Source organism: Pseudomonas oryzicola (assembly GCF_014269185.2).
Classification (GTDB): domain Bacteria; phylum Pseudomonadota; class Gammaproteobacteria; order Pseudomonadales; family Pseudomonadaceae; genus Aquipseudomonas; species Aquipseudomonas oryzicola.
The window spans coordinates 3,801,967-3,825,126 of sequence record NZ_JABWRZ020000001.1; the positions used below are offsets into that span (position 1 = coordinate 3,801,967).

Annotated in this window: 19 protein-coding genes; 5 read left to right on the forward strand and 14 right to left on the reverse strand. The window is 65.0% G+C overall.

The genetic code is table 11. The annotated features are described in order from the left end of the window. Positions 1-255: 255 nt before the first annotated feature. Genes HU760_RS17500 through HU760_RS17510 form a run of 3 tightly spaced genes read left to right on the forward strand, consistent with a single transcriptional unit; the run spans position 256 to position 5,725 of the window. The gene (locus tag HU760_RS17500; protein WP_186679450.1) at positions 256-1,494 is read left to right on the forward strand and encodes an exonuclease SbcCD subunit D C-terminal domain-containing protein; all 1,239 of its coding nucleotides are present in this window, start codon (positions 256-258) and stop codon (positions 1,492-1,494) included. Then, positions 1,491-5,135 carry an AAA family ATPase gene (locus HU760_RS17505; RefSeq protein ID WP_186679452.1) on the forward strand — a complete coding sequence of 1,215 codons (3,645 nt, stop codon included), beginning with the start codon at positions 1,491-1,493 and terminating at the stop codon, positions 5,133-5,135. The genes HU760_RS17500 and HU760_RS17505 overlap by 4 nt, the downstream gene beginning before the upstream one ends. Further along, positions 5,132-5,725, forward strand: a complete 594-nt coding sequence (locus HU760_RS17510) for a glutathione S-transferase (RefSeq protein WP_186679454.1) — start codon at positions 5,132-5,134, stop codon at positions 5,723-5,725. Before HU760_RS17505 ends, HU760_RS17510 begins: the two co-directional genes overlap by 4 nt. A 48-nt stretch (positions 5,726-5,773) precedes the next feature. Here HU760_RS17510 and HU760_RS17515 read toward each other — a convergent pair whose 3' ends face one another. From HU760_RS17515 to HU760_RS17565, 11 genes are all read right to left on the reverse strand, one after another. After that, a complete protein-coding gene (locus tag HU760_RS17515; protein ID WP_186679456.1) occupies positions 5,774-5,953 on the reverse strand; it encodes a hypothetical protein in 180 nt (59 codons plus the stop codon). Between the two features lie 122 nt (positions 5,954-6,075). After that, a complete protein-coding gene (locus HU760_RS17520; protein ID WP_202883416.1) occupies positions 6,076-7,206 on the reverse strand; it encodes a lactonase family protein in 1,131 nt (376 codons plus the stop codon). After that, on the reverse strand, positions 7,172-7,462 hold the full coding sequence (locus tag HU760_RS17525) for a DUF5629 family protein (RefSeq protein WP_186679458.1): 291 nt from the start codon (positions 7,460-7,462) through the stop codon (positions 7,172-7,174). Before HU760_RS17525 ends, HU760_RS17520 begins: the two co-directional genes overlap by 35 nt. Positions 7,463-7,546: 84 nt before the next feature. Beyond that, complete coding sequence (locus HU760_RS17530) at positions 7,547-9,922, reverse strand: efflux RND transporter permease subunit (RefSeq protein WP_186679549.1); 2,376 nt, start codon at positions 9,920-9,922, stop codon at positions 7,547-7,549. A gap of 20 nt (positions 9,923-9,942) precedes the next feature. Further along, positions 9,943-10,962, reverse strand: coding sequence for a WD40/YVTN/BNR-like repeat-containing protein (locus tag HU760_RS17535; RefSeq protein WP_186679460.1), 1,020 nt, complete (start codon positions 10,960-10,962; stop codon positions 9,943-9,945). Between the two features lie 293 nt (positions 10,963-11,255). Next, positions 11,256-13,913, reverse strand: a complete 2,658-nt coding sequence (gene pepN, locus HU760_RS17540) for an aminopeptidase N (protein ID WP_186679461.1) — start codon at positions 13,911-13,913, stop codon at positions 11,256-11,258. A 13-nt stretch (positions 13,914-13,926) separates the two neighbouring features. Then, on the reverse strand, positions 13,927-14,757 hold the full coding sequence (locus HU760_RS17545) for a DUF2797 domain-containing protein (RefSeq protein WP_186679462.1): 831 nt from the start codon (positions 14,755-14,757) through the stop codon (positions 13,927-13,929). Further along, on the reverse strand, positions 14,754-15,014 hold the full coding sequence (locus HU760_RS17550; RefSeq protein ID WP_003247224.1) for a YeaC family protein: 261 nt from the start codon (positions 15,012-15,014) through the stop codon (positions 14,754-14,756). Before HU760_RS17550 ends, HU760_RS17545 begins: the two co-directional genes overlap by 4 nt. Positions 15,015-15,027: 13 nt before the next feature. Next, on the reverse strand, positions 15,028-15,906 hold the full coding sequence (locus HU760_RS17555) for a rhomboid family intramembrane serine protease (protein ID WP_186679469.1): 879 nt from the start codon (positions 15,904-15,906) through the stop codon (positions 15,028-15,030). Next, complete coding sequence (locus HU760_RS17560; protein WP_186679471.1) at positions 15,903-16,874, reverse strand: metallophosphoesterase; 972 nt, start codon at positions 16,872-16,874, stop codon at positions 15,903-15,905. Before HU760_RS17560 ends, HU760_RS17555 begins: the two co-directional genes overlap by 4 nt. Beyond that, positions 16,874-17,764 (reverse strand): NAD(+) kinase, encoded by an 891-nt coding sequence (locus HU760_RS17565; protein WP_011532967.1) that lies wholly within the window; start codon positions 17,762-17,764, stop codon positions 16,874-16,876. Before HU760_RS17565 ends, HU760_RS17560 begins: the two co-directional genes overlap by 1 nt. Before the next feature lie 43 nt (positions 17,765-17,807). Here HU760_RS17565 and HU760_RS17570 point away from each other — a divergent pair, with 43 nt between their 5' ends. Together HU760_RS17570 and HU760_RS17575 are read left to right on the forward strand one after the other, a co-directional pair. Continuing rightward, positions 17,808-18,785, forward strand: a complete 978-nt coding sequence (locus HU760_RS17570) for a DUF1853 family protein (protein ID WP_186679474.1) — start codon at positions 17,808-17,810, stop codon at positions 18,783-18,785. 123 nt (positions 18,786-18,908) lie between these two features. Continuing rightward, positions 18,909-19,454 (forward strand): cytochrome b, encoded by a 546-nt coding sequence (locus HU760_RS17575; protein ID WP_186679477.1) that lies wholly within the window; start codon positions 18,909-18,911, stop codon positions 19,452-19,454. Here the strand turns inward: HU760_RS17575 and HU760_RS17580 are convergent. The 3 genes from HU760_RS17580 to HU760_RS17590 form a co-directional block, all read right to left on the reverse strand. Then, positions 19,445-20,338 (reverse strand): 1-aminocyclopropane-1-carboxylate deaminase/D-cysteine desulfhydrase, encoded by an 894-nt coding sequence (locus HU760_RS17580; protein WP_186679479.1) that lies wholly within the window; start codon positions 20,336-20,338, stop codon positions 19,445-19,447. The two genes, HU760_RS17575 and HU760_RS17580, sit on opposite strands and share 10 nt — an antisense overlap. A gap of 51 nt (positions 20,339-20,389) precedes the next feature. After that, a complete protein-coding gene (locus HU760_RS17585) occupies positions 20,390-22,426 on the reverse strand; it encodes an NADPH-dependent 2,4-dienoyl-CoA reductase (RefSeq protein ID WP_186679481.1) in 2,037 nt (678 codons plus the stop codon). A 174-nt stretch (positions 22,427-22,600) separates the two neighbouring features. After that, a complete protein-coding gene (locus tag HU760_RS17590) occupies positions 22,601-23,062 on the reverse strand; it encodes a DUF6196 family protein (RefSeq protein ID WP_186679483.1) in 462 nt (153 codons plus the stop codon). Between the last annotated feature and the right edge of the window lie 98 nt (positions 23,063-23,160).

Consider the following 23,160-nt stretch of genomic DNA (forward strand, 5'->3'; position numbering starts at 1 on the left):
GGCGCATGACGGGATATCACGTGGTATGAACCAGGCGGTCGCGCGCGCCTGCCACAGGCGTTACTGGCCCGAAACAGACGTAGGAGCGAGCGCAGCTCGCGATGCGCCGCGCGGGCGGCGCACGATCTCACCCACACCGAACATCTCCAGCCGAGCACCGTTGCCCCCACGCTTGGGTTACCATACCCCGCTTGCGCAACGCCCATCACCCAAGCCAAGCCCTCGCTTGCTCGACTCGACACCAACAGGTCATCCATGCGTCTGTTTCATACCTCCGACTGGCACCTGGGCCAAAGCCTGCACGGCCAGGAACGCGATTTCGAACACGCCTGCTTCCTCGAATGGCTGCTCGGCCAGCTGCGCCTGCGTCAGCCGGATGCGCTGCTGATCGCCGGGGATATCTTCGACACGGTCAACCCGCCGGTCAAAGCCCAGGAGCGCCTCTACGATTTCATCGTCCAGGCCCACGAGCAATCGCCCAAGCTGGACATCGTGATGATCGCCGGCAACCATGACTCCGGCTCGCGCATCGAGTTGCCCGCCGCACTCATGCGTCGCCTGCGTACCCATGCCCTGGGCCGCGTGCACTGGCTGGACGAAGGCCAGCTGGACGCCGAGCGCCTGCTGATCCCGCTGACCAATGGCCGCGGCAAGGTCGCTGCCTGGTGCCTGGCACTGCCCTTCCTGCGCCCGGCCGAGGTGACCGGCCCGCAACTGGGCGATGACTACCTGCAAGGCATCACCCAGGTGCACCAGCAACTGATCGCCGCTGCGCAGAAGAAGCGCAAGAAAGACCAGGCGCTGATCGCCATCAGCCACGCGCATATGGCCGGTGGCGCAGTGTCGGAGGACTCCGAACGCAGCCTGATCATCGGCAACGCCGAAGCGCTGCCGGCCAAGCTGTTCGACAAAGCCATCAGCTATGTCGCCCTGGGCCACCTGCACAAGCCGCAGAAGGTCAACCGCGAAGAACGCATTCGCTACAGCGGCTCGCCGATCCCGTTGTCGTTCGCCGAGATCAACTACCCGCACCAGGTGCTGGAAGTGGAACTGGATGGCAGCGGCCTGGTCAGCGTCGAGCCGCGCCCGGTACCACGCGCAGTGGCCCTGCAACGGGTTGGCCCGGCACCGCTGGGCGAACTGCTGGCGCAACTGGGCGAGCTGCCAGTGATCGACCTGCTCGAAGACCCCAACCGCCAGCCCTGGCTGGAAGTGCGGGTGATCCTCGACGAACCGCAACCCGACCTGCGCCAGCAGATCGAAGGTGCCCTGCACGGCAAGGCCGTGCGCCTGGTCCGCATCAGTGCCGAATATGCCGGCCGCAACAACGCCGAAGACGATGACCTGGCCTTCGTCGAACTGGCCCAGATGACCCCGCAGGACCTGTTCAGCCGCGCCTGGGAGCAGGCCTACGGCAACCCGGTCGACGAGCAGGCGCTGGCCGACTTTGCCCTGCTGTTGCAGGACGTGCAGCAGGAAGAGGAACAGCCATGAAGATTCTCGCCATCCGCCTGAAGAATCTGGCATCGCTGGCCGGCCCGATCGACATCGACTTCACCGCCGAGCCGCTGGCCAGCGCCGGCCTGTTCGCCATCACCGGTCCTACCGGCGCCGGCAAGAGTACCCTGCTCGACGCCCTGTGCCTGGCGCTGTTCGGCAGCGTACCGCGGCTGAACGACATCGGCCGCGAGGCCAAGGTACCAGACGCCGACGGCGACATTCCCACCTCCGACCCGCGCAACCTGCTGCGCCGGGGTACCGGTAGCGGCTTTGCCGAAGTCGACTTCGTCGGTATCGACGGCCGCCGCTACCGTGCCCGCTGGGAGGCCAACCGCGCCCGCGACAAGGCCAACGGCAAGCTGCAGCTCAGCCGCCAGAGCTTCTACGACCTGGACAGCGAGCAGGTGCTGGCCAGCGGCAAGAACGAATACAAACAACTGGTCGAAGCCCGCCTGGGCCTGAACTTCGAGCAGTTCACCCGCGCGGTGATGTTGGCCCAGAGCGAGTTCGGCGCCTTCCTCAAGGCCGACGACAAAGAACGCAGCGAGCTGCTGGAAAAACTCACCAACACCGCCATCTACACCCGCCTGGGCCAGCGCGCCTTCAGCAAGGCACGCGAAGCCGGCGAAGCCCACAACGCCCTGAAGGAGCGTGCCAGCCACCTGCTGCCGATGGCCGCCGAAGCCCGCACCGAACTCGACCAGCGGCTGGAGCTGGCACAGCAGCAGTTCAAGGCCGACCAGGCCGCCGAGCGCCAGCTGGAACAGCAACGCAACTGGCTGAATGAACAACGCCAGTTGCAGGCCCAGCATGCCGAAGCCGGCAGCGCACTGCAGGCCGCCGAACAGGCCTGGCAACAACTGGCTGACCAGCGCCTGGACCTTGTGCGCCTGGAGCGCCTGGCCCCGCAGCGTCACCAGTTCCACCGCCAGCAGACACTGACCGCGCAACTGGCACCGGTGGCAGCGAAGATCGCCGAGCAACAGCAGCAGCAAGCCGAGCTGCAAGCGCGCACCAGCGAACTCGAACAGGCGCTGGACGCCGCGCGCCAGGCGCTTGCCATCAGCCAGGCCCAACACAGCGAGAACGCCCCTCGCCTGCGCCAGGCCTTTGTCGCCCAGGACAACCTGGCCCGCCTGGACCAGGAGCTGGCAGCACAGCGCAGCGCCAGCCAGCAGGCTGAGCAGCAGGTCGTCGAAGGCCAGCAACACCTGCAGCAGCTGGAAGACAACCAGCAGCGCAGCTTGCAGCAACTGGCGCAGATCGATACCGCGCTCGCCGACAGCCAGCACCTGGCAGGCCTGGCCAACGCCTGGCATGCCTATCTGCCACAACTGAAACAGGTGATGCTGATCGGCGGCCGCCTGGCCAAGGGCCGTGAAGAGCTGCCCGGCCTGCAGGCCCAGGTCAGCCAGGCCAATGCGCACTTGCAGGCCGAGCGCGATGCCTTCGAGCTGCTGTTTCGCGAAGCCAAGGCCGAACCCCAGGCCCTGGCAGAACAGATCGACCTGCTGGGTGGCATGCTGCAGGACAACCGCAAGCAGCAGCGCGCCGTGGAAGAACTGTCACGCCTGCATGGCCGTGAACTGGAACTGCGCCAGCAGCTGGAGGCCGTGCGCCTGCGTCAGCAGCAGGCCATGCAGCAGCGCCAGCAGCTGATTACCGAAGGCACCGCCGCCAAGGCCGAGCTGGAGGCCGCCGAGCAAGCGCTCAACCTCACCCGCCAGTTGCTGGAACGCCAGCGCCTGGCACGTAACACCAGCGTCGAAGAGTTGCGCGGCCAGTTGCGCGACGGCGAACCCTGCCCGGTGTGCGGCAGCGCCGAGCACCCGTTCCACCAGCCTGAAGCGCTGCTGCAAAGCCTGGGGCGCCATGACCAGGCCGAGGAACAGGCCGCGCAGAAGCAGGTCGAAACCCTCAACAGCAAGCTGGTGGAGCTGCGCACCCAGTTGGGCGTGGTCAACGCCCAGCTCAAGGATTATCAGCAGCAACAGCAGCAACTGGGCGAACAGCTGCAACCGCTGGTGACCCAGGTGCAGGCGCACAGCCTGTGGCCGGCCCTGGCCCCGCAGGACGACAAGGCCCGCAGTGCCTGGCTCGACAGCCAGCTGCGGCGCCTGGAGGAAGAAATCGGCCAGGACGAGAAACGCCAGAGCGCCCTGCTCGCCCTGCAAAAAGATGCAGCACGTCTCAACCAGCAATTGCAGGCCGCCCAGCAGGCGCAACAGCAGGCCCAGCGCCAACTTGAGCAACAGCACCAGGCCCTGGCCAGCGACGAGCAGCAGTTGCAGCAAGGCCTTGAGGACCTTGCCGGCGTATTGCCCGAAGAGGCCCTCAAGGCCTTGAACGACGATCCGGCCAATGCTTTCCTCGCCCTGGACCAGCAGATCGCCCAACGCCTGCAACAACTGGAGCAGCGCAAGGACGAACAGGAAGAACAGCAAGCCCGCCAGGCCCAGCTGGACAAGCTGCGCGACCAACAACAGGCTCGCGTGCAGACCCAGCAGCAGCTGCAGCAGAAACTTGCCGCTCTCGACGAGCAGCGCCAGCACGCCCAGGCTTCGCTCGGCGACCTGCTGGGCGGACACGCCAGCGCCGAAGCCTGGCAACAGCACATGGATGCCGCGCTGGAGCAGGCCCGCGCCCTCGATGCCGACACTGCCCAGCGCCTGCAGGATTTGCGTACCCAAGGCGTGCAACTGGCCAGCGAACTCAAGGCCAACACCCAGCAGCAGCAGGCGCTGGACGCCGAGTGCCAGCAGTTGCAGGGCCAGATCGTCCAGTGGCGCGGTGAACACCCGGAACTGGACGACGCCGGCCTGGATCGCCTGCTGGGCATGGAGGACGCGCAGGTCAATGAGCTGCGCCAGCGCCTGCAAGGCGCCGAAAAGGCCATCGAACAGGGCCGCGTGCTGCTGCAGGAACGTGAACAACGCCTGCAGCAACATGCCGCGCAAATGACCGTGGACACCTCGGCCGATGCCTTGGAGCAGGCCCTGGCCGAACTGCGCGAACGCATGGCCAGCCACGAGCAGCAATGCGCCGAACTGCGCGCCCAGCAGGCCGACGACCAGCGGCGCCAACAGGCGCACCAGGCGCTGGCGGCGGAAATCGAGCAGGCCCACCAGCAATGGCAGCGCTGGGCCCGCCTGAATGCCCTGATCGGCTCGGCCTCGGGCGATGTGTTCCGCAAGATCGCCCAGGGCTACAACCTCGACCTGCTGCTGCACCACGCCAACGCCCAACTGCGCCAGCTGGCCCGCCGCTATCGCCTCAAGCGCGGCGGCAGCGCCCTCGGCCTGCTGGTACTCGACACCGAAATGGGCGACGAACTGCGTTCGGTGCACTCGCTGTCCGGCGGGGAAACCTTCCTGGTGTCGCTGGCCCTGGCCCTGGGCCTGGCCTCGATGGCCTCCAGCACGCTGCGCATCGAATCGCTGTTCATCGATGAGGGCTTCGGCAGCCTCGACCCCGAGTCGCTGCAACTGGCCATGGATGCCCTCGACGGCCTGCAAGCCCAGGGCCGCAAGGTGGCGGTGATTTCCCACGTGCAGGAAATGCACGAACGCATCCCAGTGCAGATCCAGGTGCGCCGCCAGGGCAACGGCCTGAGTGACGTGGAGGTGTGCGGGTGATCCTCTACTCGTTCCGCCGCTGCCCCTGGGCCATGCGCGCGCGCCTGGCCCTGCGCTATGCGGGGTGCGAGGTGGAGATTCGCGAGGTGGCGATGAAGAACAAGCCGGCAGAGCTGCTGGCCTTGTCGCCCAAGGGCACGGTGCCAGTGCTGGATACCGGTGCCGAGGTGCTGGAAGAGAGCCTGGACATCATGCACTGGGCGCTGGCGCAAAACGACCCGCAGGACTGGCGGCTGCAGGCCGACCCTGCGGCGGCGCAGCAGGCTGAAACACTGATTGCGCGCAACGACAGCACGTTCAAGGCGCAGGTGAACCTGTACAAGTATGCCGAGCGCTACCCCGAGCATACCCGCGAGCATTACCGCCAGCACGCCGAAGCCTGGCTGGCGGAACTCGAAGGCCTGCTGGCAGGCAGGCCCTATTTGCTGGCCACGCACCCGAGCATTGCCGATGCCGCGTTGCTACCCCTGATGCGCCAGTTTGCCGGGGTCGAACCGCAGTGGTTCGCCGAGGCGGCTTATCCGCGGGTGCGGAGCTGGCTGGAGGGGTGGTTGGCTTCGGAGCTGTTCAGGTCAGTCATGGCCAAATGAACAATAATCAGCATTGCACGGTCCCACAGGATCCGTATCAGGCTTGAGTCAGTGGTTGTGCTTGCCACTCAATGCCGCATGGAAATGGGCACTCTGGCGCAGGTACTGCTCGGTGTAGCTGTGGGTAGCGGACGCTTTGCCGCTGCTGTCGGCATGGGCATGCGTGGGCAGAACGACCGAAGCGGAAATGGCGGATGCAGCAATGACCGGGAAGAGATTGAAGTTCATCTGGGCTGACCTCGACGGCGGTGGTTTGACGTTGGCCCGATCGGGCCTTAGGTCAAACTTACGCCGCCGAGGACGCCGGCAGAAATTCATTGCGGCAGTATCGGTTATCACGCCAATCGATATCACTCGATGAACTTCAGGTCCGAAGGGGCGTCCTGCTTCAGCGTCTGCACCGTCTCCCCCAGCTCGCCGCTGCGCGGGTCACGGCGTATCACCACGATCTGGTTGCTCTTCTGGTTGGCCACCAGCAGGAAGTTGTCACTCGGGTCGAGAGCGAACTCCCGGGGATGATCACCCTCCACCGGGCGCCGCTGCAGAAACTTCAGTTGGCCGTCCTGCATGCCCACGCTGAAGGCGACGATCTCGTTGCTCGTGCCACGGTTGCTCACGTACAGGAAGCGCCCGTCCGCCGACAGGTGCAAGCCACCCGCCGCTTTCGCCGCCGCCTGCTGGCGCTCGGTCAGGGGCAGGCGCTGGCGTTCGACCAGGTTGCCGTCCTGCACGTCGAACATGACCACCTCGGCACTCATCTCCAAGGTCAGGTAGGCATGCCGGCCCTTGGCATCGAACAACAGGTGGCGCGGCCCGCTACCCGGTGGCAGCTCCACCGACGCCGGGATCGCCGGCGTCAACGGGTGGTCGGCGCTGGCGCCGTCGTAGCGGTAGATGAACACCTTGTCGGCGCCCAGGTCGCTGGCGTACAGGTGCCGACCGTCCGCTGACAGCACCAGCGAATGCACGTGGGCACTGGCCTGGCGCTCGGGGTTGATCCCGCTGGCCTGGTGCCGGGCATGTTGCACCACCGGCTTGAGCTTGCCGTCCCTGGCCACCGGGATCACCACCAGGCTGCTGCCGGGCTCGGGCTTGACCGCATAGTTGGCGACGAACAGGTAACGCTGGTCGCGGCTGAGGCTGGCATGGGTCGGCTCGTCACCCTGGCTGGCCACCTGGTTGAGGGGCTTGATCTCGCCCTTGGCACTGACGCTGAAACTGCTGACCTGGCCGCCTGGGGTTTCATTGACCGCGAACAGCTGGCGCTGGTCGGCCGAGAGCACCAGCCACGAGGGGCTGACGCTTTTCACCACTTGCAGCGGCGTGGGGTCGATGTGGCCGGTCTTGCTGTCAAAGCGATAACGGTAGATGCCCTGGCTGGCACCGTCGGTGTAACTGCCCACCAGCAAGGTGGCGGCATGGGCATTGAGGCTCAGGCTCATCAGGCTAGCGGCCAGCAGGCTCGTCCAGATCCGGTTCATTGTCATTATCATCCGGGGCACGAAAGGCACTCATACAGACTAGTCGATGCGCGCCGCTGGCATCGTCGAGTTGCCATTCGTCACCGATGGCGACGGCTGCGGCGACCTGTTCGGCGGTGAACACCCAGCGGCGCAGCTGGCGGCCGTCCATGCATTCGACGCTGAGGCCGGAGGCGTCGGCGGTGAAATCGAAAGCGTGCAGGCCGTCGATCAGGAGCATGTCGCAGGACTGCAGGGCGGTGGCGAGGGGGGACATGGCGGTACCAATCTGAAATGAACCGGCATTATAACCTTGGGGCTGCGTTGCCGGCGATGGGGCCGCAACGCGGCCCCGTGCGCTTCAATGGGCGAAAATCGAGCCCCCTTCCTTGCCCACCATCTTCTCCGGCTTGATCAGGAACCTGGCCAAGGCCGGCAGCAGCCACAGCGCACCAAACATGTTCCACAGCAACATGAAGGTCAGCATCAGGCCCATGTCCGCCTGGAACTTGATCGCCGAGAAGATCCAGGTGCACACACCAATCGCCAGGCACAACCCGGTGAACAGCACCGCCTTGCCGGTCGAGCGCAGGGTCTGGTAGTAGGCTTCCTGCAACGACAGCCCCGCGCGCAGGAAACTCTCCAGGCGGCTGTAGATGTAGATGCCGTAGTCCACGCCGATGCCGACGCCCAGCGCCACCACCGGCAGGGTCGCCACCTTGACCCCGATGCCCAGGTAGGCCATCAGCGCGTTGCCCAGCACCGAGGTCAGCACCAGTGGCAGGACGATGCACAGGGTGGCGGCGAACGAGCGGAAGGTGATCAGGCACATCACCGCCACGCAGATGTACACCATGATCAGGATGGTCAGCTCGGCCGACTTGATCACTTCGTTGGTCGCCGCCTCGATGCCGGCGTTGCCCGCCGCCAGCAGGAACTGCAGGCCTTCCTTGTTGTGACTGTCGGCAAAGGCCTTGGCTACGGCAGTGACCCGCTCCAGAGTCTCGGCCTTGTGGTCGTTGAGGAACACCAGCACCGGTGCCAACGAACAGTCGCCGTTGTACAGGCCATCGGCACGGGCGATGGAGTTGTTGAGGATGTCCGGGTTACGCGACAAGGTCTCCCACTTCAGGCTGCCCTCGTTCATGCCCTTGATCACCTGTTTGGACACGGTCACCAGGGAGATAGCCGATTGCACCCCCGGGGTGTTCTGCATGGTCCACATCAGCTCGTCGATCGGCGCCATGGTCGAGTGGACCGAGCAGTGTTCCGCCGGGGTCTTGACCATGATCACCAGCACATCGGAGCTGGTCGAGTAGTTGCTGATGATGAAGTTGTTGTCCTGGTTGTAGCGCGAGTCGGGGCGCAGTTCCGGCGCGCCCTGGTCGAGGTCGCCGATCTTCAGGTTCTGGCTGTACCACAGGCCACCGGCAAAGGCGACCAGCGCCAGCGCCACCGACACCGGTGCCACCCGGGCACTGGCGAAGTTCGACAGCAGGCGCCAGAACGGATGCTCGCGGGTGGCATCCTGCTTGCTGCGCGCGACAGCCTTGTTGCTGATGCCGACGTAGGAGATGGCCACCGGCAACAGGATCAGGTTGGTGAACACGATCACCGCCACGCCGATGGACGCGCCGATGGCCAGTTCCCGAATCACCCCGATGTCGATGATCAGCAGGGTGATGAAGCCCACGGCATCGGCGAGGATGGCGATCATCCCCGGCAGGAACAGCTGGCGGAAGGTGCGGCGGGCCGCGGTGAGGGCATTGTCGGCGTCGCTGGACTGCAGGGCGATGCCGTTGATTTTCTGCACCCCGTGGGAAATACCGATGGCGAAGATCAGGAACGGCACCAGCATCGAGTAGGGGTCCAGGCCGAAGCCCACCGCATGCATCAGGCCCAGCTGCCAGACCACCGCCACCAGGGTGGTGATGAGCACGGCGATGGTGCTGCGGATGCACCAGGTGAACCAGTACAACAACACCCAGGTGATGGCCAGGGCGATGCCGAAGAACAGCGCCACCATCACCAGGCCATCGATCAGGTCGCCGACCTTCTTGGCGAAGCCGATGATATGCACCTTGACGTTGGGGTTCTGTGCCTGGAACTTGTCGCGGATCTTCTCTTCCAGCTGGTGCGAGAACTGCTGGTAGTCCAGCTTCACCTGCCTGCCCGGGTCCTGCGGGTCGGGGTAGCTCTCCAGCAGCGGCACGTCGACGATGCTGGACTTGAAGTTGTTCGCCACCAGGCGCCCTACCTGGCCCGACTTGAGCACGTTGTCGCGCAGGGTATCGAGGCTGTCCTGGGAGCCGTTGTAGGTGTTGGGTATGACCTCGCCACCGGAGAACCCTTCTTCGGTCACCTCGCTCCAGCGCACACTGGGGCTCCACAGCGACTTCAGCCCGGCCCGGTCGACACCGGGGATGTAGAACACTTCGTCATGGACCTGGCGCAGGGTCTCCATGTAGTCCTTGTCGAAGATGTCGCCATTCACCGCTTCCACCGAGATACGCACGGTATTGCCGAGGTTGGCCAGGTCGTTGCGGTGCTCCATCATCTGCTCGATGAACGGGTGCTGCAGCGGGATCATCTTCTCGAAGCTGGTGGACGGGCGAATCTGCGTGGCCTGCCAGAACAGGAAAATGCTGACCAGCAGGCACAGGGCGATGACCGCGGGGCGGTTGTTGAAGATCAGCCGTTCCAGCAGCGTGGCCTTGTCCTGGTGATGCGGGTGCATGGTGATGCTCTCCCTGCTGGTCATGGCTGCACCTCCTGGTCGGCACCCTGGGCAGTGGCCAGGTGCACACCTCCCTGCCCTACCAGCAGCAAGCCGCCATTGGCCAGGCCACTGACACCGGCCAGGGCAATGCGGTCGGCGCGGTTGTAGACGCTGAAGGTCTGGCCATCGTCGGTGCTGCGCAGCACACTGCCGCCATTGCCGACCAGCACCAGGCTGCCATCCTCGACAAGCGTAGCGCCTGCCAGGCCGAACTCGAGGTTGCCGCGTGCGGCCTTGAGTTCGATCGGCTGCCAGCTGTCACCGAAGTCAGTGGAACGGAACAGGTTGCCGCGCAGGCCGTAGGCCAGCAGTGCATGGGGCTGTGCCGTGCCGATCACGCCGAACAGCGAGCCCGCGTAGGGGCCCTGGACCTTGGCCCAGGTCTGGCCGTTGTCGGCCGAGCGGAACATGCCGCCCTGCTCGCCGACGATGAACAGCCCGGCCTCGCGTACCTGGGCAATGCCGTTCAGGTGCAACTGGTCGGGGTTGTCCAGGCGCTCGGCCACGTCCTGCCAGTGCTGGCCGCCATCGGTGGTTTCCAGCAAGGCGCCGTAGGCGCCCACGGCAAAGCCATGCTGGGCGTCGAGGAAGGCCACATCGAGCAGGGGGGCTTCGCGGGAAAGGTCTTCGAACTGCTTGCTCCAGGTGGCGCCGCCATCGTTGCTGGTGAGCACCTGCGCATCATGGCCGACCGCCCAGCCGCGCTTGTCGTCGAGGAAGAACACCGCCGTCAGCAGTTGCCGGGTGGGCACCCGCGCCTGGGTCCAGGTTCTGCCCTGGTCGTCGGAGAAAAGGATATGACCGCGATCGCCCACTACCACAAGGCGCTTGCCGGCATGGGTGGCGTCGATCAGCAGGCTTTGGCTGGCCTTGGCCGATTCGGTGGAATATTCGTCGGCGGCAGCGGCTTGCACGCTGTCAGCCCACACGCCGAGCCCCAGCGCCAGTACCGCGCTGGCTGCCAATGGCCAGGCAAAGCGCCTGCTCTGTTCCCTCATGACTGTCCCCCTGTTGTGTTCTTGTCTGGTGGGTCAATGCACTGCAGGTACTGCGAAAAGCCTGATCTAGAGGCTTGCAATAGCTTGAGGGGATCGTAGCGGGGATATTTGCGGGAACACAACGGGCGGGGTGTTATGTTTTGTTGTCGGCTCCAAAAGCCGGGGCCGCCGTGCGGCCGTTCGCGGGCACGCCCGCTCCCACAGGGGTATCACAGGCCTTGAAAGCAGTGATAACCCTGTGGGAGCGGGCGTGCCCGCGAAGGGCTGCACAGCACCCCCAAGCTCTTCCAGGCTCAAGCCAGGCTCTTGCTCACAACCTCATACACATCACTGGACAGCTCACCAGAAGCCAGAATCCGCTCCAGCTCGCCCTTCATCAGGGCCTGACGCGCAGTGTCATACTTGCGCCAGCGGGTCAGTGGTGCCAGTTGCCGCGAGGCGATCTGCGGGTTCAGCGCATTCAGCTCGATCACCAGGTCGGCCAGGAAGCGATACCCCGAACCATCCGCGGCATGGAAGTTGACCAGGTTCTGCCCGGCAAAGGCGCCGATCAACGCACGTACCTTGTTCGGGTTCTTCAGGGTGAACGCCGGGTGCTGCATCAGCGCCTTGACCCGCGCCAGCCCGCCCGGCAGCGCACTGGCCGCCTGCACGCTGAACCACTGGTCCATGACCAGCGGGTTGTCCTTGAAGTGCTCGGCAAAGGCCTCCAGGGCCTTGGCCCGCTCGGCCTCGAACGGCGAGTTGACCAGCACGGCCAGTGCGGTCAGGCGCTCGGTCATGTTGTCGCAGTGCTCGAACTGCTCCAAAGTCGCCTGCAGCACCTGCGGCTTGCCGCTCTGCATCAGGTACGACAGCGCGATGTTCTGCAGGCTGCGGCGAGCGAAATGCTCGGCCGAGGCCACGTAGGCGGTGCTGCGCGACACTTCGCGGTTGGCCTGGTAGCGCGCCCACAGGGCGTCGAACAGCTTCTCGGCGATCTGCTGGCGGGCGAACTCGCGGGCAGCGTGGATGCCGTCCACGTCGGCCACCTGGCTGATCTCGGTGAGGTAGGCCTCACCCGGCAGCGAGAGCATTTCGGCAACCATGGCCGGGTCCAGCGACTCGTTGCCGAGCACAGTGCCCAGGGCGGTGATCAGGCGCTGGTCGAGCTTCAGTGCCTCGCCGCGCTGATGCTGGCCGATCAGCGCCTGCAGCACCTGCACCGACAACTGCTGCCCCGCCTCCCAGCGATTGAAGCCGTCGCTGTCGTGCTGCATCAGGAACATCAGCTGGTCCCGGTCGTAGGGGAAGCTCAGCTTCACCGGTGCACTGAAACCACGCAGCAGCGACGGCAGCGGTTTGGCCTGGATGCCCTGGAAGGTGAAGGTCTGCTCGGTCTCGGTCACCGACAGCACGCGGCTGGTGCCCTGCGCCGTATCTTCGCCGGCAAGTTGCAGCGGCAGGTCGTTGCCTGCAGCATCCAGCAGGCCAAGCTCCACCGGGATCACGAACGGCAGCTTCTCGGCCTTGTCCGGGGTCGGCGGGCAGCTCTGGCGGAAGGTCAGGCTGTAGGTCTGCGCGGCCACATCATAGGCCTCGCTGACTTCCAGGCGCGGGGTGCCGGCCTGGTTGTACCAGCGCTTGAACTGGGTGAAGTCGACGCCGTTGGCGTCTTCCATGGCCTTGATGAAATCGTCGGTGGTCACCGCCTGGCCATCGTGGCGCTCGAAGTACAGGTCGCTGCCCTTGCGGAAGCCTTCGGCCCCCAGCAGGGTACGCACCATGCGCACCACTTCGGCACCCTTCTCGTACACGGTCAGGGTGTAGAAGTTGGAAATTTCGATGAAGCTGTCCGGGCGCACCGGATGCGCCATGGGGCCGGCGTCTTCGGCGAACTGGTGGGTACGCAGGTAGGCGACGTCCTCGATGCGCTTGACCGTGCGCGAGTTCATGTCGGCACTGAACTCGGCATCGCGGAACACCGTGAAGCCTTCCTTGAGCGACAGCTGGAACCAGTCACGGCAGGTGACGCGGTTGCCTGACCAGTTGTGGAAGTACTCGTGGGCCACTACGCCCTCGACGCGCTGGTGCGCGGCATCGGTAGCGGTTTCGGCACGGGCCAGCACACAGCTGGAGTTGAAGATGTTCAGGCCCTTGTTTTCCATGGCGCCCATGTTGAAGTCGTTGACCGCGACGATCATGAAGATGTCCAGGTCGTACTCGCGGCCATAGACTTCCTCGTCCCAGCGCATGGACTTCTTCAGGCTGACCATGGCGTGCTCGCACTTGTCGATGTTCTCGGGCTCGACGTAGATGCGCAGGGTCACGTCGCGGCCGGACTGGCGGGTGAAGCTGTCCTCGACGCACCACAGGTCACCGGCCACCAGGGCGAACAGGTAGGCCGGCTTCATGAACGGGTCTTCCCAGGTCGCCCAGTGGCGACCATCGTCTGCCGGCCCGCTGCCGATCGGGTTGCCGTTCGACAGCAATACCGGGTAGCGATGCTGCTCGGCGATCACCGTGGTGGTGAAGGTGCTCATCACATCCGGACGATCGAGGTAGTAGGTGATCTTGCGGAAGCCTTCGGCCTCGCACTGGGTGCAGAACATCTTGCCCGACTTGTACAAGCCTTCCAGCGCGGTGTTGCTCTCGGGGTGGATCTTCACGCTGGTGTCGAGGGTGAAGTGCTTGGCCTTGGGCTGCACGGTCAGGCTGTCGGCGTCGAGCTGGTAGTCGCCCGGCTGGAGTTCCTGGTCATCCAGCGAGGCGCGCAGCAGTTCCAGCTGCTGGCCATCGAGTACCAGTGGCGGCAGGCCGGCACCGCGTGCCGGGTTGCGGCGCATGACCAGTTGCGCGTGAACCAGGGTATGGTCCTCGAACAGCTCGAAGGTCAGGTGCGTCTCGTCGATCAGATACTCGGGCGCCTGGTAATCCTTGAGGTAGATCACTTGCGGTTGTTCGGTACGCATGTGCAGGTCCTTTTTACTGGAGTACGGCCAACTGGTAGGCCGTGTACTTGCGAATATTGATCACACCGGTGTCGAAGATCAGGTACTGGCCCTTGATGCCCAGCAGCGTGCCTTCCACTACCGGGTCCTTGTCGAGGTTGAAGCTGACGATCTTCGATGGGTAGGCCTCGACCGGGTACTTCATCTGCACCACTTCGGCATCGGCCAGCGGCTGAACCGCCTGCAGGCCGAAACGCCCCTGCAGCTCGCGCAGGCCCTCGGCACAGGCGTCAAAGACCTGTTCACGAATGGCCACCAGGTCGAGCTCCTCGGCGTCGCCCTTGAGCAGGGCGCGCCAGTTGGTGCGGTCCGGCACCTGGCTGCGCAGCAGATCTTCCACCAGGCCGGACTGCTGGCGGGTAGCCACGCGCAGGATCGGCAGGGCCTGGCTGGCGCCCTGGTCGAGCCAGCGGGTGGGCAGCTGGGTGGCGCGGGTGATACCGACCTTGATCCCCGACGAGTTGGCCAGGTAGACCACATGGTCGGTCATGCAGAACTGTTCGCCCCACGACGGTTCGCGGCAGGTGCCGGCGTCGTAGTGGCATTTTTCCGGGGCCATGATGCACACGTCGCACTGGGCCAGTTTGGTCATGCACGGGTAGCAGTAACCCTGGCTGAAGCTGGTCTTGGTGCGCTTGCCACAATGGCTGCAGTGAATGGCGCCAAGGTACTCAAGGCGCAGGCGCTGGCCGATCAGCGGGTTGACCGGCACCTGCGTGTCATCCAGGCGAAAGCTGTACTGCACCACTGGCGCCTGCAGGCTTACCGCCATCTTGCTCAACGAGCCACGTGCGAGTTCGATCAATGTACCGAGTCCGACTTGAACAGAATGTTGGCAATCGGTGCCGACTTCGACGCGCATTCCTGCGGGCCCATGTAACCGGTGCGCTGGTCTTCGGGCAGGTTTTTCATCTCCCAGGCGATGACCGCCTGCAGCGACAGCTCCTTCTGCTCGGCAGTGAGCTTGCGGCCATCGGACCATTTGCCGATTTCCACCGCCAGCTTCAGGCTCTGGTAGATCTCGGGCGTGATGTTTTCGATCATTTGCGCGAAAGTGGACATAGTGTCTCCTGATTCAAGCCGACAGTTTACGCCTGGCCAGCGCCCCACCCAAGAGCCCGGTCAGGCATCCGATGAGCAGCCCGCCGACATGCGCGGCATTGGCGATCTGGCCCAGGCCCAGGGTACCGACCACACCGGTCAGGCACACCACCAGCCAGATCAGCATCATGGCCAGCACGCCCTTGGGCAGGTTGAAGTAACGGTTGGGCGCCAGCCACTGGTACAGCCAGATGTGCCCGAGCAGGCCGTACAGCACCCCGGACAAGCCGCCGAACAGGCTCGGCCCGCTGGTGTAGTGCTGGGCCAGGTTGGACACCAGGCTGAACAGCACGGTCAGGCCCAGCAGCGCCCAGGGGCCCTGGCGCAATTCGATGCGTTTGCCCAGTTCCCAGTACCACAGGCTGTTCATCGCCAGGTGCAGCACGCCGAAGTGCAGCAGCATGGGCGAGACCAGGCGCCACCACTGGCCTTGCGCCAGGCTTTGTGCCAGTGGGCTGAAGTACAGGTAGTCGCCCTGCACGCGGAAGTCGAGGAAGGTGAACCAGCTGATGGTGGTGAAATTGTCGCCAAGGCCGGTGAGGCCGGCGACGATGAAGCACAACAGCAGGGTCAGGGTGGTGATCTTGCAGGCGCGGGCCTGTTCCGCCAGGGAGGGCCCTTTCGCGGGCTCGCCCGCTCCCACAGGATCGGTGGTGGCCGGCAGGTCGGCGTTGCCGTCGGGGTAGCGCTGGTAGAGTTCGCGGACGTCTGCGGCCAGGGTGTCGGGGGCCCAGAGCACCTGGACCTCACCCTCCTCGCTGACCCGGTGCGGCACCTGCAGGCGCTGCAGCAGCTGGACGAAGCCGCTGAGGTCAACCGACAGCGGCAGGCGCATCACTTCGATAATGTTCATTGGCTGGCCTGTGGGCGGTCGACATCGACCCAGACGAACTTGTGCGGGTCGATGCGGGTTTCATCATCCAGCCGGTAGGCGGCCAGCTTGCCGTAGAGCACGGCGCTGTAGTCCAGGCAGGCCAGGTTGGCACGGATCGGTGCCGGGCGGCCACTGCGCCAGTAATGGCCGACGAACAGCATGGGCTCGTCTTCGGCATAGCGCAGCAAGGCGTTCTTCTGGCTGTGGCTGAGTGGGGTATTGGCCACTTCCGCCGGCAGGGCGTCAGGCTGGAACACGATGTCGCCGTAGGTCTGCGGGTCTTCTTCCCAGAACTTGGTGCGGAAGAATGCCCGGGTCAGGCCGTCGCCGCCAGTCAGGGTCAGCCCGTCCGGCAGGCGCATGTCGGTACCGCGCAACAGCCGGTTGCACACGTTGGCAGCAAAGCTGCCGTTCACCGCCGAAGCCTGGATGAAGTGCTCGTCGATGCAGCCATCGGGGTATTGCTGGCGCAGCGGCTCGATCAGGCGTGGGTCCCAGCAGGCGTGCACCAGGCGGAAACGCCCGGCGTCGACGAACAGCGGCAGCTCGTAGAACCAGTTGACGAAGTCGTGCCAGTCAGCCGGGTGATGGGCGAACTGGGTCAGGGTTTCGTCGATCAGCCGGGCATGCCGTGGCGTGTGCTCGCGCACATAGGCCTTGCCGCTGCCAGGCAACGCCGGGGTCACCCAGCCCAGGGCGTTGTATTCATGGTTGCCCATGATGCAGAACGCCTGGCCGGCCTCGACCATGTCATGGACGATATGCAGCGCCTCGCGAATGCGTGGCCCGCGGTCGACGATGTCGCCCAGGAACAGCGCCTGGCGCCACGGATGACGCCAGACGCCGGCCTGGCGCTTGTAACCGAGGGCGTCGAGCAGGCGTTCGAGGGTCAGCGCACAGCCATGCACATCGCCGATGATGTCGAAACTTCGCGCCGGATCGAGCATCAGTCGTCCCTGCCTCCCAGGCGGCTGCCCCAGCCGAGCTTGGTGCGACAGACCTCGTAGTAGTTGTGGTCCAGCGGATGGATCAGGCGCAGTTTCTGCGGTTTCTTGCTCACCGTGATGGTGTCGCCGGGGGCGCAGGTGAAGTGGTTCTGGCCGTCACAGGACACCTGCGGGTAGATCTGCAGGTCCTTGGACACCACGATCTTCAGTTCGCTGTTGCCATCGACCACGATCGGCCGGCCCGACAGGGTGTGCGGGTACATCGGCACGATGACGATGGCGTCGAGCTTGGGGTGCATGATCGGGCCGCCAGCCGACAGCGCGTAGGCGGTGGAGCCGGTAGGCGTGGCGACGATCAGGCCGTCGGCCTTCTGGCTGCAGACGAACTGGCCATCGATGTAGATCTCGAACTCGATCATGCGCGTGGACTTGCCCGGGTGCAGCACCACGTCGTTCAGCGCATCGCCCTGGCCGATGGCTTCGTTGTGGCGGCGTACCTCGGCCTGCAGCAGGAAGCGGTTTTCCACCAGGTAGTGGCCGTCGAGCACTTCGGCGACCTTCTCTTCCAGTTCATCCGGGCGGATGTCGGTGAGAAAGCCCAGGTTGCCGCGGTTGATGCCGAGTACCGGAATGTTGTGCCGGGCCAGGGCGCGGGCAGCGCCAAGCAGGCTGCCATCGCCGCCGACCACGATGACCAGGTCGCAGACCTCGCCCAGCAGCTTGCGGGTGGAGGTTTGCAGGCCGTGGCCGGGCAACACTTCGGCGATGGTGTCCTCGAGGATCACGTGCAGATGGCGCTCGAGGAGGAATTTTTTCAGTCGGCGAATGGTGTCGAGCACCTGCGAGCTACCAAGGCGGCCGATGATACCGATATTGCGAAATTGCTCCATGGGGCTCCTGCGAGGCTCTGCGGCGGGTGACAATGCGCCGATTATGGGCGAAACCACCGGGCAGCGGCAAACCGGCTATGCTCGCAGGATGATGCCATTCGCCCTGCTCCACGCGCTGCCCCGACAGCTACGCCGCCCCGCTGTGCGCGACCTGGCCTGGGCGCTGTTGTCGCCGCCGTTGCTCAGCGCCCCGCCCTGCCCCCAGCGCCACCCGCTGGCAGGCAGCCTGTGGGCAGACCAGCCGCAACGCCTGGAACGCTGGTTACGGGCCCTGGACGACGATGACCGGCCGTTGCGCGAGTGGCTGGCGCAACTGGGTAGCCGGCGCCTGGGCCATTACTACGAACGCCTGTGGCAATTCGCCCTGGGCCAGGCGCCGGGCATCGAAGTGCTGGCGGCGAACCTGGCGATTCGCGATGGCGGGCGCACCTTGGGCGAGCTGGATATGCTGCTGCGCGACCGCGACGGCGTGCACCACCTGGAACTGGCCATCAAGCTGTACCTGGGACCGGAGCACGCCGGGCAGGACCCTGCCACCTGGCTGGGGCCGGGTTGCCATGACCGGCTGGGCACCAAGCTGGCGCACCTGGCGAGGCACCAGTTGCCCATGTCGAACAGTGCACACAGTCGCGAAGTGTTGGCGCAGCTGGGGGTTGGCCAGGTGCAGGCGCATGTTTGGCTGGGGGGGTATCTGTTCTACCCGTGGCCTGGCCACGCCGAGCCACCGCAGGGCGCCAACCCGCAGCACCTGCGCGGGCGCTGGCTGCGGCGGCGGGACTGGGTGCTGGCTGAAGGTGAGCATTGGCAGCCGCTGCAGCGGCATGCCTGGCTGGCACCGGCGCGGATCGAAGCGCAGGAATGCTGGGAGGTGGAGCAGTTTGCGGCGTGGCTGCACGTACTGCAGCGGCAGGCGCCAGCGCAATTGCTGGTCAGGCTGGAGCAGGAGGCCGATGGGGTCTGGCAGGAAGCCGAGCGGGTGTTTCTGGTGGCTGACTGCTGGCCGCTTGCGTCCGAGGCATGAGGTTGGGCGCAGGTGACACAATTTTCACAGACCCAGCGCAAAGATTCACTTCCCGATAACCTTTACAGTTGTACCTGAGCGCCGACAAGAGCGCCTTCCCGACCCTGATGACGAGGACCGATCATGGTTTCAACCACCCCCGCGCCCCATTACGCGCGCCTGTCCATTGCCTTGCACTGGCTGATGCTGGTGCTGCTGGCTGCTGTCTATGCCCTCATCGAGCTACGCGGCCTGTTCCCCAAGGACAGCGTCGAACGCAACCTGATGAAAGATTTGCACTTCATGCTCGGGCTCAGCGTGTTCGTGCTGGTCTGGCTGCGCCTGGCCATCCGCCTGAGCAACCCGACACCACCGATCACGCCAAAGCCGCCGGCCTGGCAGACCGGGCTGGCGCACCTGGTACACCTGGCGCTGTACCTGCTGATGATCGGCCTGCCACTGGCCGGCTGGCTGATCCTCAGCGCCGCCGATAAACCAGTGCCGTTCTTCGGCCTGGAGCTGCCGCACCTGATCGGCCCGAACCCGGACCAGGCCAAGTTCATCAAGGGCTGGCATGAACGCATCGGCAGCCTGGGCTACTGGTTGATCGGCATCCATGCCGTGGCCGGCCTGTACCATCACTACATCCAGCGCGACAACACGCTGTTGCGCATGCTGCCTTACAAATAACCACGCCGGCCCTGCAGGCCGCCGGTATGCACCACGATCAGGCGAGTGCCGGGCGCGAACAACCCGGCCTCGACCTGTTGCCGCAGGGCCAGCAGGGCCTTGCCGGTGTAAAGGGCTTCGAGTGGCACGCCAGTGTGCCGCTCGCAGTCGGCGATGAATGCCAGCAGCTCATCGTCGAACTTGCCGAAGCCGCCACGACAGGCGTCGTGGAGCTGATAGCCCTGCCTCCCCGCCAGTTCCGTCAGCACTTGCGCCACCCCATGATCCCGGGGCACGGCCAATGCGCCATGCACCGCATGCCGCCCCTCCTCGGCCAGCACCAGGCCGGCCAAGGTCGTCCCGGTTCCAGCGGCCAGCCACCAGGCGTCATAGTCAGCCCAGCCGAGTGCGGCGAGTTGCGCGCGGGCCTGCTGCAGGATCAGGGCACAGCCTTGCGCACCCGCCAGCCCGCCTCCGCCCTCGGGAATACACTGCCAACCCGGATAGCGCGCCTGCCAGGGTTGCCAGAAACCGGGCTGGTTGCGCGCGCGGTAGCCGCCGTAGCCTAGCCAGTGCAGCTGCATGCCCAGCGCCTGCAGGTCACGCACGGTCGGCGTGTCCTGGGCGTGCCCGCGCAACAGCCCGGCGGTGGCAAAACCGAAGCGTTTGCCGGCGGCGGCCAGGGCGTGCAGGTGGTTGGAATGATTGCCGCCCAGGCTGATCAGCCCGGGGGCGTTGCTGGCCGTGGCCTGCTGCAGGTGATGGCGCAGCTTGAACCATTTGTTGCCGCTGATCAGCGGGTCGATCAGGTCCAGGCGCAGGATGGCGGCTTCGACCCTGGCGTTTTCCAGCCAGGGTAGATTCAGAGGGTGCAGCGGGGCTTGGGGGAGGTCGAATGCATGCATGAATCGCAGTCTACAGGGAAATCCTGGGGGCGCTTTGCGCCCCCGGCGGTTTCAGAGTTCAGCCGCCAACCTCGAACCTTGATTGATCGCCCGCTTGGCATCCAGCTCCGCCGCCACATCCGCGCCGCCAATCAGGTGCACCGACTGCCCCGCCGCCACCAGCCCTTCCTGCAGCTCGCGCAGAGGCTCCTGCCCGGCACAGATCACCACATTGTCCACCGCCAGCACCTGCGGCTCGCCATCGGCCACGCGAATGTGCAGGCCGGCATCGTCGATGCCCAGGTACTCGACGCTGTTGAGCATCTGTACCTGTTTGTTCTTCAGCCCGGTGCGGTGAATCCAGCCGGTGGTCTTGCCCAGGCCGTCGCCCACCTTGGATTTCTTGCGCTGCAACAGGTAAACCTGCCGCGCCGGGGCATGGGGCTCGGGCTTCACCCCGGCGACGCCACCGCGTGCTTCCAGCTGGCTATCGATGCCCCATTCCTTCCAGAACGCGTCACGGTCCTGGCTGGTGGCCACACCTTGATGCACCAGGTATTCGGAAACGTCGAAGCCGATACCTCCCGCGCCGATCACCGCGACAGCCTTGCCGACCGGCTTGCGTTCAAGCAGCACATCCAGGTAGCTGAGCACCTTGGCATGCTCGACACCCGGAATGGCCGGCGTGCGCGGAGCGATGCCGGTGGCCAGGATGATCTCGTCGTAGTCTCCGGCGACCAGGCCCTGCACATCGACGCGTGTGTTCAGGCGCAGGTCCACGCCTGTGCTTTTTACCTTGTTGCGGAAATAACGCAGGGTTTCATGAAATTCTTCCTTGCCCGGCACCCGCTTGGCCACATTGAACTGCCCGCCGATCTCGCTGGCGGCATCGAACAGGGTCACCGCGTGGCCGCGCTCGGCTGCCACCGTCGCAGCGGCCAGGCCGGCCGGGCCAGCGCCAACCACGGCAATGCGCTTCACCGAGCGCACCGGCAGGTAGTTGAGCTCGGTCTCGTGGCAGGCACGCGGGTTGACCAGGCAACTGGTCAGCTTGCCGCCGAAGGTGTGGTCCAGGCAGGCCTGGTTGCAGCCGATGCAGGTATTGATTTCGTCGCTGCGCCCGGCGGCGGCCTTGTTGACGAAGTCCGGGTCGGCCAGGAACGGCCGGGCCATCGAGACCATGTCGGCATCACCCTCGGCCAGCACCGCCTCGGCCACTTCCGGGGTGTTGATGCGGTTGGTGGTGATCAGCGGAATGCCGACCACGCCCCGCAGCTTGGCGGTAACCTTGCTGAACGCCGCGCGCGGTACCTTGGTGGCGATGGTTGGGATGCGCGCCTCGTGCCAGCCGATACCGGTGTTGATCAGGGTCGCACCGGCCTGTTCGATGGCCTTGGCCAGCAACTCGATCTCGTCCCAGGTGCTGCCGCCCTCGACCAGGTCGAGCATCGACAGGCGGAAGATGATGATGAAGTTCGGCCCTACCGCGGCACGCACCCGGCTGACGACTTCCACGGCCAGGCGCATGCGGTTCTCATAGCTGCCGCCCCAACGGTCGGTGCGCTGGTTGGTGTGGGCGGCGAGGAACTGGTTGATGAAATAGCCTTCCGAACCCATGATCTCGACGCCATCGTAGCCGGCCCGCTGGGCGAGCACGGCGCAATTGACGAAGTCGGCGATCTGCTTCTCGATCCCCGCCTCGTCCAGTTCCCTGGGCTTGAACGGGTTGATCGGCGCCTGGATCGCGCTGGGTGCCACTTGCCGTGGGCTGTAGGCATAGCGCCCGGCGTGCAGGATCTGCAGGCAGATCTTGCCGCCGGCGGCGTGTACCGCCTCGGTGACGATGCGGTGCTTGTCGGCCTCCTCCGCGGTGCTGAGCTTGGCCGCGCCGGAGTACACCCCGCCTTCATCATTGGGCGCGATACCACCCGTGACCATCAGGCCTACGCCGCCTCGTGCGCGCTCGGCAAAATACGCGGCCATGCGCTCGAAGCCGCCAGGGCGCTCTTCCAGGCCGGTGTGCATCGAGCCCATCAGGGTGCGGTTGCGCAAGGTGGTGAAGCCCAGGTCCAGCGGGGCAAGCAGGTGTGGGTAGCGGTCGGCGGCCATGGAAGGTCCCCTGGTGGCGTGATCACGGGATGCGGGCGCCTCATCAGCCGATGGGCCCCCGTCGTTTGTCTGCCTGCGACATTAAACAGCCGTTTGAACCGGCTCAATGATCGAAACTGACAAGTTGATGATCCTGGTGCACAGCTAAGATCTCGGCATACGCGAACGCATCCGCTACAAGGAAACTCCCACCTCCCCGTCCGCTCGGCCGTCCACCAAAGCCTGGATCTCTGCAAAGACATCTGAAGCCAGGCTGGCCGGGACGCCCCAATAATCGAAGATCCCACCCTCATCTCGATTCTGGCCACAGGTCACAAAAACGCCGGTCCCAAACTTCTGCTTCAGGCGCATTGCCAACCAGCCCACGAAACCGCTGTTGTCGGCGCCTTGCGGAAAATGGAATCGGAAAACACCGAACAGCTCTTGCTCGACATCACCACAGGGGACCAGTTGACTCCATACCTGGTCATCCCGTACGAGCGCCAGCGCATCGCGGCAGGCAGCATCAGGAAACGATGAAAACGGAAACTCCAAAAAGGTGTAAGAGCCAGGGAAGAATCGCACATGGGCTTGGGTAATGACGCGCAACAAGCGGCGCTCCGTATCTTCGACCGTTTCATGGGAAATGTTCACCATTCCAGACTCTCCGTTCAGTAAAGCGCGCAGCGCTTCTATTGATTGACCGCAGAGATGCTAAGCAGGAAGATCTTCAAGATAAATGCTCGAATTCAAAC